Genomic DNA, 17571 nt, shown 5'->3' on the forward strand with positions numbered 1-17571 from the left:
GCTCGGGCCGTGCGCGGTCCCGACATCCCCTCCCCGCCTGTGTCGGCACTGGGGCCTGTGCTCCTCGTCCTGACCGGCGGCGCGGTGGGCACGCTCGTGCGGGCCGTGCTCGAGGACACGTTCGCGGCAGGCCCGGGGGAGTGGCCCTGGACCACCTTCGCCATCAACGTGTCCGGATCGTTCCTGCTGGGCGCGCTCGTGTCGGCGCTCGCGGCACGCGGTGACGACAGCGGTGGGCGTCGCCGAGTGCGGCTTGCCGGGGGCACCGGCGTCCTCGGCGGCTTCACGACGTACAGCACGTTCATCGTCGAGGTCGACGAGCTGCTGCGCGACGGCGCGCTCGGTCTGGGCACCGCCTACGCGCTGGGCAGCGTCGTCACCGGTGTCCTGGCGGCGGGGCTGGGTGTGCTGCTCGGGGGCGCGCGGACGACGTCGGTCGATCCGGACGAGGCCGGCCGATGATCGGCCTCGTGGTGCTGGCCGGAGGGCTTGGCGCGGCGCTGCGGTTCGTCGTGGATGCATGGGTGACGCGTGTGGTCCGTTCGCGGGTGCCCCTCGGAACCCTCCTCGTCAATGTCACCGGCTCGTTCCTGCTCGGACTCGTCGTGGCGCTCAGTGGCGACCATGGCGTCGGCGCGGACCTCCGCTCGGTGGTCGGGACGGGTCTGCTGGGCGGGTACACGACCTTCTCGGCAGCGAGCGTCGAAGCAGTGAGCCTGGCCCGGCAGCGCGGCTCCCGTGCCCTCGTGACGGCGACTGTGCACGCGGCCGCGATGCTCGTCTGCAGCCTCCTCGCGGCCGGGCTCGGCCTCTGGTTCGGGGGACGCTGACACCAGGGCGATCTACAGGGCGATCTCCGGCTTGATCTGCGACACCTTCCAGATCCTTCGTCGATAGGCCGCGAGGGCCGTCAGGGCCACCGATCCCACCACGTACGCCGCGAGCACCGCGATGTCGCGCGGCAGGCTGTCGAGCGCCGCGTCGTACATCAGGTGACGGATGCCGTCGATGGCGTACGACATCGGCAGGACGTGGTGGGCGGCCTGGAGCGCACCGGGCAAGGTCTGCCACGGGAACGTGCCACCGGCGCTGGCCAATTGCAGGACCAGCAGGACCAGCCCGAGGAACTGACCGACCGGCCCCAGCCACGCGTTGAGGCAGTGCACGATGGCCACGAAGGCCGCGGCCACCAGCATGAGGAACAGCGCGACCTGCGCGGCACGGAGCACGTCGATGCCCACCACCGCCACCACGACGCCGAGCATGACGAGCACCTGCACGGCCGCGAGGAGCGCGGGGGTGAGCCAGCCTCCCAGCGCGGTGCGCAACGGGGACTGCCGCGCCGCGATCGCGCGGTTCGACAGCGGCCGCACCAGCAGGAACATGACGTAGCTGCCGACCCAGGTGCCGATGCACAGGAAGAACGGCGCCAGTCCGGCGCCGTAGCTGTCGGCGGACGCCTGGGCGACGTCCCGGGTCTGGATCGGCGAGGCGATGGCCTCTGCGGCCTCGTCGCGGCGCTCACGGCCGAGGTCCGGGACCGAGTTGATGCCGTCCTCCAGCCCGGTCGCCAGGCGCTGGGACCCCGCGCGGGCGGTGCCCAGCCCGGTGGTCAGCTCGTCCGCGCCCGATGCCAGCTTCCTCGCCCCGTCCTCGGCCTCGACCTGTCCGCTGACGAGACGACTGTTGCCGGCCTCGGCGGTGACGAGGCCGTTGCGCAGCGTGGCGGTCCCGTTCGCGACCTTCTCGGCGCCGGCGGCCAGCTCGTCGATCTGGGCGTCCGTGGCCTGGACCTTGTCGTTGAGCTGGTTCAGCGGTGCTCCGAGCTGGTCGACCTGCGCCAGGATCCGGCGCTGCTGGGCCGGGGTGAGTCCGACGTCGTCGAGGAGCTCGGCGATGTCGGCCCGCGCCTGCGGGAGCGCCTCATTGGCCGTCTTGGAGGCGGCCGCGATGTCGTCGGCCACCGTCGCGATCTTCTCGTTGCCGGCCGCCACCTGGCGCGCGCCGCTCTCGAGCTCGGCCGTGCCCGAGGCGGCACTGCTGATGCCCCGGCCGAGCGTGCGCTGGCCCTCGAGCAGGGTCGCCTGCCCGTCGGCCAGCTTCGTGGCGCCGGTGGCGAGCCGCTCGCTGCCCTTCTCCGCCTCGGCGATGCCCTGGGTCAGCTTCTCGGCGCCGGCTCCGGCCTCCTGCAGCTTGTCGTGCAGGGTCGAGAAGCCCAGCAGGAACGCGGCAGCGGCCTTCTCGCCGACGTTCTGGTCGATCGATGCGCTGACCCTCGACAGGACCTGGTCGGCGATCGTGGCCGAGAGGTAGTTGTTCGCCTCGTTCGTGGTCAGGATCAGCGTCCCCTTCTTGGGGTCGAAGTCCGCCGTCGAGGCGAGCGCCTCGGAGAACCCCCGGGGGATCGTCAGGGCGAACAGGTACTCGCCGTTCTCGACACCACGGTCCGCGTCGGCGGCGGACACCTCGCGCCAGTCGAACGAGCCGTCCTTCACCAGGTCGCGAGCCACCTCGCGGCCGGCGTCGATGCGCCCGCTCTGCTTGCTCTCGGCGGGCCGGTCCTCGACGACCAGCGCGGCCTCGACGGTGGTGAGCCGGCCGTACGGGTCGTGATTGGCCCACAGGTAGAGCGAGGCGTAGAGGGTCGGGATCAGGATCACCGCCGCGATGGCCAGCCGGGGGAGCAGTCCGGCACTGAGTCTCAGGAGCTCGGTGAGGGCGAGCCGCAGCGATGTCATCAGGACCTCCCGAGGGTGGCGTGCGAGTGGTCGACACCCTGCAGGGTGGTCGTGGTCAGTTGCAGGCACACGGCGTAGCCGGAGTCGGCCAGCTCGCGGGCCACCCCGAGGGCCTCGTCGGCCTGGACGCCGTAACGGTCGGGACAACACAGGACGAGGGCACGGACGCCGGGGCGCTGGGCGGCGAGATACGCGAGCAGCTGGAACCGCAACGCGGCCGGCACGTCCTCGACGCGCGTGCGACGCCAGTCATCGGCGCCGTACTGGCTCAGCGTCTCCCGCACGTGCCTCGGCCGGGCGGGCAGGCGCGCCATCGCCAGCTCCTCGCCGATCGCGGTCGACAGCGACACGACCTCGTCGGGCTCGGAGACCGCCGGCACGTCGACGACGGCCACCTCGCGGCGCAGCCGTTGCCCGTCCGCCTCGCCGTCGACCAGGACCTGCCCCGAGGACGGGACCATCCGGCCGGCCACGACGAGGCTGAAGGCCGTGTGGCCCGTCCCCGGCGGCCCGTCGATGATCGTGACGGCTCCGGACTCGATCGTCGCTGAGGTGGGGCGCAGCAGGGGCGAGTGAGGGCCGTCCACCGCGACAGCCAGGGATTCGATGCGCATGGGACCTCGCTACGGCAGTCGGTTCCCTCCACTGTGGCCCAGCGTGGCGGGAACCGAAACCGGAGAGCGACGCCCGCCGGACCCCGGCCGGGTCAGAGCACGAGCTCGGCCATGAGGCGCAAGGTGGCCTCGTCGCCCCCGACCATGAGCGTCGTGACGACGGACTCGCGCCAGGCGGCGAGATCGTCGCGGATCTTCTCCTTCGGTCCGATCAGGGCGATCTTCTCGACGAGGTCGAGGGGGACCGCGGCGGTCGCCTCGTCCTTGCGACCCTCCAGGTACAGGTCCTGGATCTTCGTGCAGACCTCCTCGTATCCGAGCCGGGCGACGGCGTCGAAGTGGAAGTTGGCGCCCTTCGCGCCCATCCCGCCGACGTACAGCGCGATGAAGGGACGGATCCAGTCGGCCGCGGCCTCGAGGTCGTCGGACACGATGACCTGGACCGGGCAGGCGACCTCGAACTGCTCACGCGGCAGCCGCTCGGGGGAGCGCAGTGCGAAGCCCGCCTCGAGGGCGTCGTGGGCGAAGGTCGCGTCGTGGGGCGAGTAGAAGAACGGGATCCAGCCGTCGGCGATCTCGGCCGACAGGGCGATGTTCTTCGGCCCCTCGGCGGCCAGCAGGAGCGGGATCTGCTCACGGACCGGGTGCAGCGTCGAGCGCAGCGACTTGCCCAGGCCGGTGGACTTCAGGCCGTACTTGTCGACGTAGGGGATCTGGATCTGGGCGCCGTCGTGGGCGACCTTCTCGCGGGCGATCGCCTGACGCAGCACGTCGAAGTACTCGCGGGTGCGCGCCAGCGGGCGCGGGTAGGGCTGGCCGTACCAACCTTCCACGACCTGTGGGCCCGAGACGCCCAGCCCGAGCATCATCCGGCCGTTCGACAGGTGATCCAGCGTCATCGCGGCCATCGCGGTGGCGGTGGGAGTGCGGGCGGACATCTGGACGATGCCCGTGCCGAGCTTGATCCGCTCGGTCGAGGCGCCCAGCCAGGCCAGCGGGGTGAGGGCGTCGGAGCCGTAGGCCTCCGCGGTCCAGACCGAGTCGTATCCCAGCTCCTCGGCCAGGGCGACCTGCGCTGCCTGACCCGGCGGCTGTCCCTTGCCCCAGTAGCCGAGGCTGAGTCCGAGCTTCATCCGTGTGCACCTCCGTCACCGGGCGCGCCTCGCCCGTGTCGTGGGTCACGTTGCCACATGCGCCCCGTCCGTGGGGCGAGGGGCTCGAAGCCGACTAGGGGCGGATCGGCTCAGATCCAGCGGTCCCACCACATGCGCTCGCGCCACTGGTCGTACGTGATGATCCGGTTGGCCAGGATCGGGTAGAAGTACCAGAACATCGCGATGACCACGCCCACGTAGCCCAGGATCGCGCCCCACCAGAGCCGGTCCGGGACGCGGCGGCGGATCGCGGCGAACACCAGGCACAGCGCCACGATCATGAAGGGCGCGATCGCGACGGCGTAGAAGGTGAAGATCGGGCGGCCCGAGGTGATCCACCACGGGGCCCACGTCGCGACGACCGCGACCAGCGGCAGGCTCCAGCGCCACGTGGGGTTGCGGATCCACGCCACGAGCGCGGTGATCAGCCCCAGGGTGCCGACCCACCAGACGGCGGGGTTGCCCACCGTCAGCACCTGGCGGACGCACTTGGACTCGGCCGCCGCACCACACGCGGAGGCGGCGATGTCGAAGTTCGAGGAGACGTTGGTCGGGCGCCACTGGATGAGCCAGCCGAAGGCGTTGGACTGGTACGGGTGGGTCTTGGTGGCGAGGTAGTCGCCGGTGTGGAAGTTCCACGTCATGACGTGGAAGCTCCACAGCGAGCGGAACGCGTCGATCAGTCCGCCCAGCGGCCCGCGGGTGGGGTTGCTGACGCTGCCCCAGACCGGCTCGTCGCCGTAGCCGTGCCCGAACCGCGCCTCGAAGACGTCGTGGTTCAGCAGCCAGCCGGTCCACGTGAGGATGTAGACCACCAGCGCCACGCCGACGAGGGAGACGAACGCGGGGATGCCGACCCGCAGCACTCGCATCACGGCGTCCTGCCACCTGGCGACCCGGCCGCGCGCCCACATGTCCCACACGACGACCGTGATGCCGAACGCGGCCAGGACGTACAGGCCGCTCCACTTGGTGGCGATGGCCATGCCGAAGCAGGCGCCGGCGGCCAGCTGCCACGGGCGCAGCCAGATCCACGTGTCGGGACCGACCTCGCGCAGCTTCGTGGTGAGCCAGTCGCGATCGGCGGCCAGGCACGCGGTGGCGCACACCAGCCAGAACGCGAGGAAGACGTCGAGCAGCGCGATGCGCGACATCGTGAAGTGCAGCCCGTCCAGGGTCAGCAGCAGGCCGGCCAGGCAGGCCAGCGCGATCGATCCCGTCAGCCGCAGCACGAGGCGGGCCAGCACCAGGACGGTGAGCGAGCCCACGACGACGGCGCCGAAGCGCCAGCCCAGCGGGGTCAGGCCGAACAGCTTCTCGCCGAACGCGATCAGCCACTTGCCACCGTCGGGGTGCACGACCCACGTCGGGTCCTGGGTGAAGACGTCCGTCTCGCCCTTGATGATCCGCTCGTTGGCGCCGTCGACCGCGTCGCGCGCGTAGCCGCCGTGCAGGAGCCCCCAGGCGTCCTTGGCGTAGTAGGTCTCGTCGAAGGTCAGCGAGTTCGGGCTGGAGACCTTCCAGACTCGCAGGACGAAGGCCAGCAACGCCACGGCGATCGGCCCGATCCACCCCCAGGCGCGCAGGCTGATGTTGTCGAGCAGAGTCACCCGGCACACCCTAGCCAGAGTGGGGCTCGAGCGGGAGAGGGTTGTGAACTCGCAGTTACATCGGGGCCGCTCGCTCCGCGGGGCGCCGTGGCAGGATCGAGGGGTGCTGATCCTCGCCGGGACCCCCATCGGAACCGTGGCGGACGCCTCCGGGCGGCTCGCCCCCGCGCTGGCCGAGGCCGACGTCGTCGCGGCGGAGGACACCCGCCGGTTCCGGCGGCTGGCCGCCGACCTGGGCGTCGAGGTCACGGCTCGCGTCGTCTCGTACTTCGAGGGCAACGAGGAGCAGCGCACCGCCGAGCTGATGGAGGATCTCCGGGCCGGCCGGACCGTCGTGCTGGTGACCGACGCCGGGATGCCGAGCGTCTCGGACCCCGGCTACCGGATCGTCGCCGCCGCCGTGGCCGAGGACCTGCCGGTCACCGCGATCCCGGGTCCCTCGGCCGTGCTGACCGCGCTGGCGGTCTCCGGACTTCCGGTGGACCGCTTCTGCTTCGAGGGCTTTCCGCCCCGCAAGGCGGGGGAGCGCGCTCGGGTGTTCGGCACCCTCGCGACCGACCCGCGCACGATGGTCTTCTTCGAGTCCCCGCACCGCACCGCGGCGACCCTGTCCGCGATGGCGGACGCCTTCGGGCCCGACCGTCGCGCTGCCGTCTGCCGCGAGCTGACGAAGACGTACGAGGAGGTCATGCGCGGGCCGCTGTCCGAGCTCGCGCAGTGGGCCGGTGACGGGGACCGCGTGCGCGGCGAGATCACGATCGTGGTCTCGGGCGCCGAGCCCGCCGCCCCCGAGGACCTCGCCGAGTCCGATCTCGCGGCCCTGGTCGAGCAGACCCGCGCCGAGGGGCTCAGCACCAAGGACGCGATCGCCGACGTCGCGCGGCGCACCGGAATCTCCCGCAAGGTGGTCTACGCCGCCGCCCACGCCCCCAAGGAGTCCACATGAGTCAGCCGCTGAAGCTCGGGTACAAGGCCTCGGCCGAGCAGTTCGGGCCGCGCGACCTGGTCGAGTACGCCGTCGCCGCCGAGGCGCACGGCATGGAGTCGGTCTGGACCAGCGACCACTTCCAGCCCTGGCGCCACGTCGGCGGGCACGCCCCGTTCTCGCTCGCGTGGATGACCGCGGTGGGCGAGCGGACCCACTCCGTGGTCATCGGTACGTCCGTCATGACCCCGACGTTCCGCTACAACCCCGCCGTGATCGCCCAGGCGTTCGCGACGATGGGCTGCCTGTACCCGGGGCGGATCGTGCTGGGCGTCGGCACCGGCGAGGCGCTCAACGAGATCGCCACCGGCTTCCGCGGCGCAGGCGAGCAGGACTGGCCCGAGTTCAAGGAGCGGTTCGCGCGGCTGCGCGAGTCGGTGCGCCTCATGCGGGCCCTGTGGTCCGACGAGCGGGTGTCGTTCGAGGGCGAGTACTACTCGACGCACGACGCCTCGATCTACGACCGTCCCGACGAGCCGATCCCGGTCTACATCGCGGCCGGCGGCCCGGTCGTGGCGAAGTACGCCGGACGCATGGGCGACGGCTCGATCTGCACCTCGGGCAAGGGCCCCGAGCTCTACACCGAGAAGCTGCTGCCGGCGATGCGCGAGGGCGCCGAGGCCGCCGGGCGCGACCCCCGGGCCGCCGACCGGATGATCGAGATCAAGCTCTCCTACGACACCGATCCCGAGCTGGCGCTGGAGAACACCCGCTTCTGGTCGCCGCTGTCGCTCACGCCCGAGCAGAAGCACTCCATCACCGACCCGGTCGAGATGGAGAAGGCCGCCGACGCGCTGCCGATCGAGCAGATCGCCAAGCGCTGGATCGTCGGGTCGGACCCCGACGAGGTCGTCGAGATGATCGGTCAGTACGTCGACTGGGGCTTCAACCACCTCGTGTTCCACGCGCCGGGGAACGACCAGAACCGCTTCCTCGAGCTGTTCGAGCGTGACCTGGCCCCGCGCCTGCGCGACCGCTGACCGCCGGGACGAGCCGCCGCCGGAGGGCTCACTAGACTCGGGAGCGTGCCCGAACCTCGTTTCTACGCCACGACGCCGATCTACTACGTGAACGACGCGCCCCACATCGGGCACGGCTACACCACCACGATCGGCGACGTCCTGACCCGCTGGCACCGCCAGCGCGGCGAGCGCGTCTGGTTCCTGACCGGCGTCGACGAGCACGGCCAGAAGGTCCTGCGCAAGGCCGAGGCCAACGGCGTTTCCCCGCAGGACTGGGTCGACCGCCTCGTCGAGAACGAGTGGCTCCCGATGCTGCGCACGATCGACGCGGCCAACGACGACTTCATCCGCACGACCGAGCAGCGCCACGAGAAGGGCGCCCAGGCGTTCTGGCAGGCGCTGCACGACCGCGGCGAGGTGTACCGCGGCGAGTTCTCGGGCTGGTACAGCGTCGGCTCGGAGGAGTTCGTCGCCGATGAGTACGTGGCCGACGGCGAGGGCGAGGACGAGGGCTTCAAGATCTCGACCCTCGACGGCAGCCGCCTCGAGCACGTGACCGAGGAGAACTACTTCTTCCCGCTGAGCAAGTACGCCGACAAGCTGCTCGAGCTGTACGAGGAGCGGCCCGACTTCGTGCAGCCGGAGTCGGCGCGCAACGAGGTGCTGGCGTTCGTGCGCGGCGGCCTCAAGGACCTGTCGATCTCGCGCTCGACCTTCGACTGGGGCATCCCGCTGCCGTGGGACGACTCGCACGTCATGTACGTGTGGATCGAGGCGCTGCTGAACTACGTCACGGCGGCCGGCTACGGCGTCGACGAGGAGCGATTCGAGGACCTGTGGCCCGCGAACGTCCACCTCGTCGGCAAGGACATCGTCCGGTTCCACGCCGTCATCTGGCCGGCCCTGCTGATGGCGGCGGGCCTGCCCGTGCCGCACCGGGTCTTCGCCCACGGCTGGCTGCTCGTCGGCGGCCAGAAGATGAGCAAGAGCAAGGCCAACGGCATCCATCCCAACGAGATCGTGGCGACGTTCGGCTCCGACGCGTACCGCTACTACTTCACCCGGGCGTTGACGTTCGGCAGCGACGGCTCGATCTCGTGGGAGGACATCGGCGCGCGGTACCACGCCGAGCTGGCCAACGGCTTCGGCAACCTGGCCTCGCGCGTGGCCGCGATGATCGGCAAGTACTTCGACGGCGAGCTGCCGGCGGCCGGTCCGCTGGGCGACGCCGAGCAGCACATCGTCGACACCGTCGCGACGGCCGTGGCCGAGGCCGACGAGGCCATGGAGCGCATCGCCCCGCAGGACGCCCTCACGGCGATCTGGCGCATCGTCGACGCGCTCAACCTCTACATCACCGAGTCCGAGCCGTGGGCCGTCGCCAAGGACGAGTCCCAGCGCGAGCGCCTCGGCACGATCCTCAACACCGCGGCCGAGGGCCTGCGCGTCCTGGCCGTGACGCTGCACCCCGTCATGCCGAAGGCCACCACCTCGCTGTGGGAGTCCCTCGGCGCCGAGCCCGACCTCGGGCCGGTCGCCGACCAGCGCCTCGACGAGGTGGCGACGTGGGGCCGGCTGCGACCGGGCGCCACCATCACCAAGGTGCCGTCGCTGTTCCCGCGCATCGACCTCGCCAAGGACTGAGCCGTGAGCCTCACCGACGGCTGGCCGCAGGCCCCCGAGCCGCTGCCGCGCCCGGTCGTCGACAACCACTGCCACCTCGACACGCGGATCCGCGGGGGAGCGTTGATCCCCGTCGACGAGGCGCTGGACCGCGCCGCCGCCGTCGGCGTGACGCGCACCGTCCAGGTGGGCTGCGACCTCGAGAGCTCGCGGTGGGCGGTCGAGATCGCCCGGCAGCAGCCCAGCATCGTGGCCGCCGTGGCGATGCACCCGAACGATGCCGCCCGCAGCGACACTCTCGAGGACGACCTCGCCGAGATCGACCGCCTGGCGGCCGACCCGGTGGTGCGCGCGGTCGGTGAGACCGGACTGGACTACTTCCGCACCGGCGCCGAGGGCCGGCCGGCGCAGCAGTACGCGTTCCGCCGCCACATCCGGATCGCCAAGCGCCATGACCGGACGCTGGTGATCCACGACCGCGACGCCCATGACGACGTGCTCGCGGTCCTCGACGACGAGGGTGTGCCTGACCGCGTCGTCATGCACTGCTTCAGCGGGGACGCCGACTTCGCGCGGCGCTGCCTGGACCGCGGCGCCTACCTGTCCTTCGCCGGCACCGTCACGTTCAAGAACGCCGAGTACCTGCGCGACGCGCTGCGGATCGCGCCGCGCGATCGCATCCTCGTCGAGACCGACGCGCCGTTCCTGACCCCCATGCCGCACCGGGGCGAGCCGAACGCGTCCTTCCTCATTCCGCACACCGTCCGGTTCATGGCCGAGGTGCTCGACACCGACCTCGCGGACCTGTGCGAGGCCATCGACGAGAACACCGATCGGGCGTTCGGCGGACACTGGCCCGAGCGCGGCGATATCGTGGTCTGACTCACAGGACTTGATATCCCAGGCCCAGTCACGCATGGTGGATTGGTTGTACTTCCTAAACCCTGAGGTTGTTTGTGCCCCGTCTGTTACCTGAAATCACTGCCAAGAACGCGCTCGTCATGGGTGCTCTGGCAACCGGTCTGGTCGTCGCCGTAGGCGGCGTCGTTCAGGCCTCCACCTACGACCAGCTGGTGAGCGTCGATGTCGACGGCGTCGTCACGCAGGTCCGCACGGAGAGCGATTCGGTCGGCGAGCTCCTCGCCGAGAAGAACGTGGACGTGGCCGCAACCGACCGGGTCAGCCCTGCCCCCGTCAGCGATCTGGACGACGGTGACGTCGTCAAGGTCCGCCGAGCGAAGGCCGTCACGCTCGTCGTCGACGGCAAGATCAGCCAGAAGACCGTCCACGACGTCGACGTGGCCGGTGCCCTCGAGTCGCTCAACGTGCAGCCGAAGGAGGGGGCCGTCTTCACGATGGCGCCCGACGAGCGGCTGAGCCGCGACGGCAACAGTGTCGTCGTCAGCAACCCGAAGCCCGTCACCCTGAAGGTCGACGGCGAGAAGAAGACGCTCACCACCGCGGCTCCCACCGTCCAGTCGCTGCTCGAGCAGCACGGGGTCGAGGTCGGCAAGCTCGACGAGATCAAGCCGGGCCTGGGCTCGTACCTCAAGCCGCGTCAGGCGCTGCGCGTCGTCCGGATCAAGAAGGTCACGCGCACCGAGAAGATCGAGGTCGACCACAAGGTCACCTACTCGTCCGACCCGTCGCTGTTCAAGGGCGATACCGAGGTCGTCAAGGAGGGCCGCGACGGACTCGACCGCGCGAAGGTCGAGCTGATCCTGGCTGACGGCAAGCTGCGTGAGCGCCGTGTCATCTCCCGCAGCTCGGTCCGGCCGCCGGTCACCGGCGTCGTGAAGCGCGGCACCAAGGCCAAGCCCGCACCGAAGACGCCCGACTCGTCGATCGACGGCGGCGTCTGGGACCGGATCGCCAAGTGCGAGTCCGGCGGCAACTGGAGCATCAACACCGGCAACGGCTACTACGGCGGTCTGCAGTTCTCGCTCGCCACGTGGCGCAGTGTCGGCGGCCCGGGGTACCCGCACGAGCAGAGCAAGGCGACGCAGATCAAGTTCGCCAAGATCCTGCAGGCGCGTTCGGGCTGGGGCCAGTGGTCCTGCGCGTCCAAGGTCGGCATCCACTGAACGACTCCCGCCCGGACGACACCGTCCGCCTGCTCGGCGCTGCCGACATCCGTCGGCTGGCCGAGGAGGCAGGAGTGCGTCCCACCAAGCAGCGTGGCCAGAACTTCGTCATCGACGGCAATACGGTCCGGCGCATCGTCGATGTCTCGGGCGTGGGCCCGGACGACGTCGTCGTCGAGATCGGACCCGGCCTCGGGTCGTTGACCCTGGCCCTGCTGGACCGGGCCCGCCACGTCACGGCGGTCGAGATCGACGACGCGCTGGCCTCCCGGCTCCCGTCGACGATCGAGCAGTTCGCGCCGGGCGCGCTCGATCGCTTCGACCTGGTGCACGCCGACGCCATGCGCGTCACCGAGCTGCCGGGGCCGGCGCCGACCGCGCTGGTGGCGAACCTGCCGTACAACGTGTCGGTGCCGGTCCTGCTGCACTTCCTCGAGCGGTTCCCCTCGCTGCGCACCGTCCTGGTGATGGTGCAGGCCGAGGTCGCACACCGGCTCGCGGCGGGACCGGGATCGCGCACGTACGGCATCCCCAGCGTCAAGGCCGCCTGGTACGCCGATGTGCGGCTGGCCGGCAACATCGGGCGCAACGTCTTCTGGCCGGCGCCGAACGTCGACTCGGCGCTGGTCGCGATGACCCGCCACGAGCCGCTGCCCGGCGACCGCAAGACCGTCTTCGCGGTGATCGACGCCGCCTTCGCCCAGCGTCGCAAGACGCTGCGCGCCGCGCTGTCGGGCTACGCGGGCGGCGGCGAGGCAGCCGAGGCGGCCTTGGTGGCGGCCGGCATCGACCCCCGTACGCGCGGCGAGCAGCTGACCGTCGAGCAGTTCGCCGCGATCGCGGCCGCGCTGCCGGCCCGCTGACCTCCGCCGGGCGTTGGACCAGTGAGCGAGGCCGTTAGGTTGGGGACCGTGGTGTCCAAGGTGACCGTGCGCGTTCCGGCCAAGATCAACCTGTGTCTGGGGGTGGGTCGTCCGCGCCCGGACGGCTTCCATCCGCTGGCCACGGTGTACCAGGCCGTCGACCTGCACGACGAGCTGCGGATCACCGCCCGCGAGGACGGTGAGATCACCGTCGCGGTGAACACCGAGGTCGCTCTGCCCGAGGGTTCGGTCGTACCCGAGAGCGACGACAACCTCGCCGTGCGCGCGGCCCGCCTGCTGCGCCGACGGCTCGGTGATGAGTCGCTGGGCGCCGACATCGTGATCCGCAAGGTCATCCCGGTCGCCGGCGGCATGGCCGGTGGCTCGGCCGACGCGGCGGCCGCTCTGGTCGGGTGCAACGACCTCTGGGGCGGCGGCCTGTCCCGCCACGACTTCGAGCCCCTCGCGGCCGAGCTGGGCAGCGACGTCCCGTTCCTGCTGCACGGCGGCATCGCCATCGGCGGTGGCCGTGGCGAGACCGTCAGTCCCGTCCTCGCCCGCGGCAGCTACCACTGGGTGTTCGTCACGGCGGCCGAAGGCCTCTCGACGGCCGCCGTCTACGCCGAGTACGACCGGATCACGCCCGACGCCCCCGTCGAGCCCGAGGTGCCGGACGAGCTGCTGAACGCCCTGCGGGCCGGCGATGCCCACGCGCTCGGCAAGGCCCTGAGCAACGACCTGACCGAGGCCGCACTGTCGCTGCGTCCCGAGCTGGCCGACACCCTCGACGTCGGGCTGCGGGCCGGTGCGCTGGGCGCGATCATCTCCGGATCGGGCCCCACGACGGTGTTCCTGGCCGCCTCGGAGCAGCACGCCCTCGACCTGGCGATGGTGCTGACCAGCGCCGCGAGCGCCGCCGACGTCATCCAGTCCCACGGTCCCGTCCTCGGAGCGCGGGTCGTCTGATGCCTCCCCTCATCGTCGCCGAGCGCATCGGCCAGTCCTTCCCCTCCGGCACCGTGCTCGAGGACGTCACGGTCGGCGTCGCCGAGGGCGACCGGATCGGTGTCGTCGGCCGCAACGGCGACGGCAAGTCCACGCTGCTGCGGATCCTGTCGAAGCGCTTCGAGCCGGACTCCGGCCGCGTGACGTGGCGCCGCGACCTGCAGGTGGGCGTCGTCGAGCAGTCCGACGTCCTTGACGCGGACGAGACGGCCATCCGCTCGGTCGTCGGCGACCGGGTCGAGCACGAGTGGGCGTCCGACCCCGCGATCCGGGACGTGCTGTCCGGACTGATGGGCGACATCGACCACGAGGCGATCGTCAGCACGCTGAGCGGCGGCCAGCGCCGCCGCGTGGCCCTGGCGCGCACGCTCGTGCGCCGCTGGGACGTGCTGGTGCTCGACGAGCCCACCAACCACCTCGACCTCGAGGGCGTCACCTGGCTGGCCGAGCACGTGAAGCGGCGCACCGAGGCGCTGCTCGTGGTGACCCACGACCGGTGGTTCCTCGACGAGGTCTGCACGCTGACGTGGGAGGTCCACGACGCCCGCGTGGATGCGTACGAGGGCGGCTACGCCGCGTACGTGCTGCAGCGTGTCGAGCGCGACCGGCAGGCGGCGGCCTCGGAGGAGCGCCGACAGAACCTCATGCGCAAGGAGCTGGCCTGGCTGCGCCGCGGCGCCCCGGCCCGCACGTCGAAGCCCAAGTTCCGCATCGACGCGGCCAACGAGCTGATCGAGCGCGAGCCGCCGATCCGCGACTCGGTGTCACTGGCCAAGCTCGCCACCGCGCGCCTGGGCAAGGACGTCGTCGACCTGCTCGACGTCTCGGTCGAGTACGACGGGCGCCCCGTCCTGCGTGACGTCGAGTGGCGGATCGCGCCGGGGGAGCGCACCGGGATCCTGGGCGCCAACGGCGCGGGCAAGAGCACCCTGCTCGGTCTGGTGACCGGCACGGTCACTCCGACGACCGGTCGCGTCAAGCACGGCAAGACGGTCAAGATCGCCGCGCTGACACAGGACCTGGCCGATCTCGACTCCATCGCCGACGACCGCGTCAGCGAGGTCGTGGCACGCCGCCGGACGGCCTACGTGGCCGAGGGCAAGGAGATGACGCCGAGCCAGCTGCTCGAGCGGCTGGGCTTCACGTCGGCCCAGCTGACGACTCCCGTGAAGGACCTGTCCGGTGGCCAGCGCCGCCGGCTCCAGCTGCTGCTGATCCTGCTCGACGAGCCGAACGTGCTGATCCTCGACGAGCCGACGAACGACATGGACACCGACATGCTCGCGGCGATCGAGGACCTGCTCGACACGTGGCCCGGGACGCTGCTGGTCGTCTCGCACGACCGGTACCTGCTCGAGCGCGTCACGGACCACCAGTTCGCCGTCCTGGACTCCCACCTGCGCCACCTGCCCGGCGGCGTCGAGGAGTACCTGCGGCTGCGCGCCGCGGGTCCGATCCAGGCGCACGCCCCCGCGTCGGTGCCGACCGCGCCGCAGCCCCAGGCGGCCACCCAGCGTGGCGGCCAGGCCGAGCGTCAGGCGAAGAAGGACGTGGTCCGGCTCGAGCGTCAGATCGAGAAGCTGACCGCCCAGATCGCCGATCTGGAGCGGGCGATGGTCGAGGCGTCCACCGAGCCCGACCGGCTCATGACCCTCGACGCCGAGCGGCGTCCCCTGGTCGAGGAGCTGGAGCGCACCGAGGAGGCGTGGCTCGAGGTCTCGGCCGCTCTCGAGGGCTGATCCCGCGAAGGCTCAGCCGTTGAAGTGCGCGGTCAGCGTGCGCAGCGCCTGGGCGACGTGCTCACGCTCGGCCTCGGGCAGGTCCTCGAGGATCGCGCTCTCGAGCGCCAGCAGGGTGTCGAGCGCACCGTCGACACGGGCGCGGCCGTCGGCGGTCAGCCGGACGAGGACGCCTCGCCGGTCCGACGGCGCCGGGTGACGCTGCACGAGGCCGCGGGAGACGAGTCGGTCGACCCGGTTGGTCATCGTTCCGCTGGTGACCATGGTGGCGGCCACGAGCTGGCCGGGGGAGAGCTCGTAGGGCTCGCCGGAGCGACGCAGGGCGGAGAGCACGTCCCACTCCCAGACCTCGAGCTCGTGGGTCGCGAAGGCCTGCTTGCGCAGTCGCTCGAGGTGCTTGGCCAGGCGCGTGAGCCGGCTGAAGACCTCCAGGGGAGTGACTTCGGCGTCGGGCCGCTCCACCCGCCACGCCGCGACGATCTGGTCGACCTCGTCCATGCTTCTCACGGTAGTCCATCAAGAATCTTGATGTAGAGATAGTTGCGTCACCGCCGGTCTCAGCCTCTGCCGGCAGTGGCTCCGGTAGCCTGAGACGACCGTCCCCGGTTGGTCTGTCGGCAGGGCCCGCCTGACTTTGAATCAGGATTAGCGACGTAGGTTCGACTCCTACCCGGGGAGCCGACGGCGTCCCCCGCGAATCGCAACCAGCCGGCCCCGCCGGCCACGAGGAGTGATGTGAGCGAGCAGGTCATCGCGATCGTCCTGGCCGCAGGCGCCGGGACCCGCATGAAGTCACGCCGGGCCAAGGTGCTCCACGAGATCGCCGGCCGCCCGATGCTGGGCCACGCCCTCGACGCCGTGCGCGGCGCCGGGGTCGACCGGATCGTCACCGTGGTCGGACACGACCGCGAGCAGGTCGAGGCCGCCGTCGCGGAGCTGGAGCCGTCCGCGACGATCGCCGTGCAGGCCGAGCAGCTGGGCACCGGCCACGCCGTGCGCGTCGCCCTCGACGCGCTCGACACGAGCGCCGACATCTATCTGGTCACCTACGCGGACGTGCCGCTGCTGACCGCCGAGACCCTGCGCGGCCTCGTGGACGAGCACCGGGCCGAGAGCCGCGCCGTCACGATCCTGACCTCCGAGCCGCAGGACCCGACGGGCTACGGGCGGATCCTGCGCGACGAGGCCGGCTCGGTCGTCGCGATCCGCGAGCACAAGGACGCCACGGACGCCGAGCGCGCCACGCGCGAGGTGAACAGCGGGATCCTCGTCGTCGACGGCCCGTTCCTCGACCGCGCGGTCCGGATGCTCAGCACCGAGAACGCCCAGGGCGAGCTGTACCTCACCGACATCGTCGGCCAGGCCGTCGCCGAAGGGCTTCCCGTGGGCGCGCACGTGCTCGAGGACGTGTGGCAGACCGAGGGCGTCAACGACCGCCGCCAGCTGGTCCGGCTGGGCCGTGAGCTCAACGCGCGGATCGTCGACCGGTGGCTGGTCGAGGGTGTCACGATCGTCGATCCCGAGACGACCTGGATCGACACGGCCGTGACGATCGGCCGGGACACGACGCTGCTGCCCGGCACCCAGCTGCTGGGGGCCACGACCATCGGCGAGGGCGTCACGATCGGTCCCGACACGACGCTGCGCAACATCGAGGTCGGTGACGACGCGACCGTCGAGCGCACGCACGGCTCGGACTCGGCCATCGGCGCGGGCGCCAGGATCGGTCCGTTCGCGTACCTGCGGCCGGGAGCGGTCATCGACGACGGCGCCAAGGTCGGCACGTTCGTCGAGATCAAGAACAGCCACATCGGTCCCGGCGCCAAGGTGCCCCACCTGTCCTACATCGGCGACGCCGAGGTGGGCGAGGGAACCAACCTCGGCGCGGGCGCGATCACGGCGAACTACGACGGGGTCCAGAAGCACCGGACGACGATCGGCCGACACGTCAAGACGGGCTGTCACAACGTCTTCGTCGCACCCGTCGAGCTCGGTGACGGGGCCCACACCGGCGCCGGAGCAGTCGTCCGCGAGGACGTGCCGCCGGGGGCGCTGGCCGTGCCGGCGGCCGGACAGAGGACAATCGAGGGGTGGGTCGCGAGTCGGCGGCCGGGCACGCCGTCCGCTCTCGCAGCGGACCAAGACACGCAGGAGAGCACCCGTGGCGACGAACAAGAGCCTCAGTAAGCGCACG

General features: G+C 71.2%; 16 protein-coding genes and 1 tRNA gene. 12 read left to right on the forward strand and 5 right to left on the reverse strand.

All coding sequences use genetic code 11. From position 1 onward, the window contains the following. Nucleotides 1-9: 9 nt before the first annotated feature. Nucleotides 10-462 (forward strand): fluoride efflux transporter FluC, encoded by a 453-nt coding sequence (locus NP095_RS03025; RefSeq protein WP_232417480.1) that lies wholly within the window; start codon nucleotides 10-12, stop codon nucleotides 460-462. Continuing rightward, nucleotides 459-830 (forward strand): fluoride efflux transporter FluC, encoded by a 372-nt coding sequence (locus tag NP095_RS03030; RefSeq protein WP_232417478.1) that lies wholly within the window; start codon nucleotides 459-461, stop codon nucleotides 828-830. The genes NP095_RS03025 and NP095_RS03030 overlap by 4 nt, the downstream gene beginning before the upstream one ends. 12 nt (nucleotides 831-842) lie before the next feature. On the opposite strand, the gene NP095_RS03035 is transcribed toward NP095_RS03030, so the two are convergent. The 4 genes from NP095_RS03035 to NP095_RS03050 all read right to left on the reverse strand — a co-directional run bounded on the left by NP095_RS03035 (nucleotide 843) and on the right by NP095_RS03050 (nucleotide 6116). After that, complete coding sequence (locus tag NP095_RS03035; protein ID WP_232417476.1) at nucleotides 843-2738, reverse strand: YhgE/Pip family protein; 1896 nt, start codon at nucleotides 2736-2738, stop codon at nucleotides 843-845. Then, entirely contained in the window at nucleotides 2738-3352 is a 615-nt protein-coding gene (locus NP095_RS03040; protein WP_232417474.1) for an ATP-binding cassette domain-containing protein, read from the reverse strand. The genes NP095_RS03035 and NP095_RS03040 overlap by 1 nt, the downstream gene beginning before the upstream one ends. 92 nt (nucleotides 3353-3444) lie before the next feature. After that, the gene (locus NP095_RS03045) at nucleotides 3445-4485 is read right to left on the reverse strand and encodes an LLM class F420-dependent oxidoreductase (RefSeq protein WP_232417472.1); all 1041 of its coding nucleotides are present in this window, start codon (nucleotides 4483-4485) and stop codon (nucleotides 3445-3447) included. 110 nt (nucleotides 4486-4595) lie between these two features. Beyond that, the gene (locus NP095_RS03050; protein ID WP_232417470.1) at nucleotides 4596-6116 is read right to left on the reverse strand and encodes a dolichyl-phosphate-mannose--protein mannosyltransferase; all 1521 of its coding nucleotides are present in this window, start codon (nucleotides 6114-6116) and stop codon (nucleotides 4596-4598) included. 103 nt (nucleotides 6117-6219) lie between these two features. Here NP095_RS03050 and rsmI point away from each other — a divergent pair, with 103 nt between their 5' ends. From rsmI to NP095_RS03095, 8 genes are all read left to right on the forward strand, one after another. Next, nucleotides 6220-7062, forward strand: coding sequence for a 16S rRNA (cytidine(1402)-2'-O)-methyltransferase (gene rsmI, locus NP095_RS03055; protein WP_232417466.1), 843 nt, complete (start codon nucleotides 6220-6222; stop codon nucleotides 7060-7062). Then, nucleotides 7059-8081, forward strand: a complete 1023-nt coding sequence (gene fgd / locus NP095_RS03060) for a glucose-6-phosphate dehydrogenase (coenzyme-F420) (RefSeq protein WP_232417464.1) — start codon at nucleotides 7059-7061, stop codon at nucleotides 8079-8081. The genes rsmI and fgd overlap by 4 nt, the downstream gene beginning before the upstream one ends. 45 nt (nucleotides 8082-8126) lie before the next feature. Then, nucleotides 8127-9707, forward strand: a complete 1581-nt coding sequence (gene metG / locus NP095_RS03065; protein ID WP_232417460.1) for a methionine--tRNA ligase — start codon at nucleotides 8127-8129, stop codon at nucleotides 9705-9707. Between the two features lie 3 nt (nucleotides 9708-9710). Continuing rightward, nucleotides 9711-10568 (forward strand): TatD family hydrolase, encoded by an 858-nt coding sequence (locus NP095_RS03070; protein ID WP_232417458.1) that lies wholly within the window; start codon nucleotides 9711-9713, stop codon nucleotides 10566-10568. A gap of 119 nt (nucleotides 10569-10687) precedes the next feature. Next, nucleotides 10688-11770, forward strand: a complete 1083-nt coding sequence (locus NP095_RS03075) for a resuscitation-promoting factor (RefSeq protein ID WP_283251689.1) — start codon at nucleotides 10688-10690, stop codon at nucleotides 11768-11770. After that, nucleotides 11743-12633, forward strand: a complete 891-nt coding sequence (gene rsmA / locus NP095_RS03085) for a 16S rRNA (adenine(1518)-N(6)/adenine(1519)-N(6))-dimethyltransferase RsmA (protein WP_232418543.1) — start codon at nucleotides 11743-11745, stop codon at nucleotides 12631-12633. Before NP095_RS03075 ends, rsmA begins: the two co-directional genes overlap by 28 nt. A gap of 48 nt (nucleotides 12634-12681) precedes the next feature. After that, on the forward strand, nucleotides 12682-13599 hold the full coding sequence (locus NP095_RS03090) for a 4-(cytidine 5'-diphospho)-2-C-methyl-D-erythritol kinase (protein ID WP_306173279.1): 918 nt from the start codon (nucleotides 12682-12684) through the stop codon (nucleotides 13597-13599). Then, nucleotides 13599-15377, forward strand: a complete 1779-nt coding sequence (locus tag NP095_RS03095) for an ABC-F family ATP-binding cassette domain-containing protein (protein ID WP_232417456.1) — start codon at nucleotides 13599-13601, stop codon at nucleotides 15375-15377. The genes NP095_RS03090 and NP095_RS03095 overlap by 1 nt, the downstream gene beginning before the upstream one ends. Before the next feature lie 12 nt (nucleotides 15378-15389). Here NP095_RS03095 and NP095_RS03100 read toward each other — a convergent pair whose 3' ends face one another. Next, nucleotides 15390-15875 (reverse strand): MarR family winged helix-turn-helix transcriptional regulator, encoded by a 486-nt coding sequence (locus NP095_RS03100; RefSeq protein WP_232417454.1) that lies wholly within the window; start codon nucleotides 15873-15875, stop codon nucleotides 15390-15392. A 101-nt stretch (nucleotides 15876-15976) separates the two neighbouring features. On the opposite strand from NP095_RS03100, the gene NP095_RS03105 reads away from it, so the two are divergent. Beyond that, a tRNA-Gln gene (locus NP095_RS03105) sits at nucleotides 15977-16055 on the forward strand. 57 nt (nucleotides 16056-16112) lie between these two features. Continuing rightward, nucleotides 16113-17564, forward strand: coding sequence for a bifunctional UDP-N-acetylglucosamine diphosphorylase/glucosamine-1-phosphate N-acetyltransferase GlmU (gene glmU / locus NP095_RS03110; protein ID WP_232417452.1), 1452 nt, complete (start codon nucleotides 16113-16115; stop codon nucleotides 17562-17564). The last annotated feature ends 7 nt before the right edge of the window (nucleotides 17565-17571 follow it).

Origin of the sequence: Aeromicrobium duanguangcaii (genome assembly GCF_024508295.1) — a bacterium.
In the GTDB taxonomy this organism is placed as follows: Bacteria; Actinomycetota; Actinomycetes; order Propionibacteriales; family Nocardioidaceae; genus Aeromicrobium; species Aeromicrobium duanguangcaii.

Excerpts from the sequence above, each read along its gene's own strand:
- NP095_RS03030 (WP_232417478.1), top strand. The coding sequence starts at position 459 with ATGATCGGCCTCGTGGTGCTGGCCGGAGGGCTTGGCGCGGCGCTGCGG.
- NP095_RS03035 (WP_232417476.1), bottom strand. The coding sequence starts at position 2,738 with ATGACATCGCTGCGGCTCGCCCTCACCGAGCTCCTGAGACTCAGTGCC.
- NP095_RS03040 (WP_232417474.1), bottom strand. The coding sequence starts at position 3,352 with ATGCGCATCGAATCCCTGGCTGTCGCGGTGGACGGCCCTCACTCGCCC.
- NP095_RS03045 (WP_232417472.1), bottom strand. The coding sequence starts at position 4,485 with ATGAAGCTCGGACTCAGCCTCGGCTACTGGGGCAAGGGACAGCCGCCG.
- fgd (WP_232417464.1), top strand. The coding sequence starts at position 7,059 with ATGAGTCAGCCGCTGAAGCTCGGGTACAAGGCCTCGGCCGAGCAGTTC.
- NP095_RS03075 (WP_283251689.1), top strand. The coding sequence starts at position 10,688 with ATGGGTGCTCTGGCAACCGGTCTGGTCGTCGCCGTAGGCGGCGTCGTT.
- NP095_RS03095 (WP_232417456.1), top strand. The coding sequence starts at position 13,599 with ATGCCTCCCCTCATCGTCGCCGAGCGCATCGGCCAGTCCTTCCCCTCC.
- NP095_RS03100 (WP_232417454.1), bottom strand. The coding sequence starts at position 15,875 with ATGGACGAGGTCGACCAGATCGTCGCGGCGTGGCGGGTGGAGCGGCCC.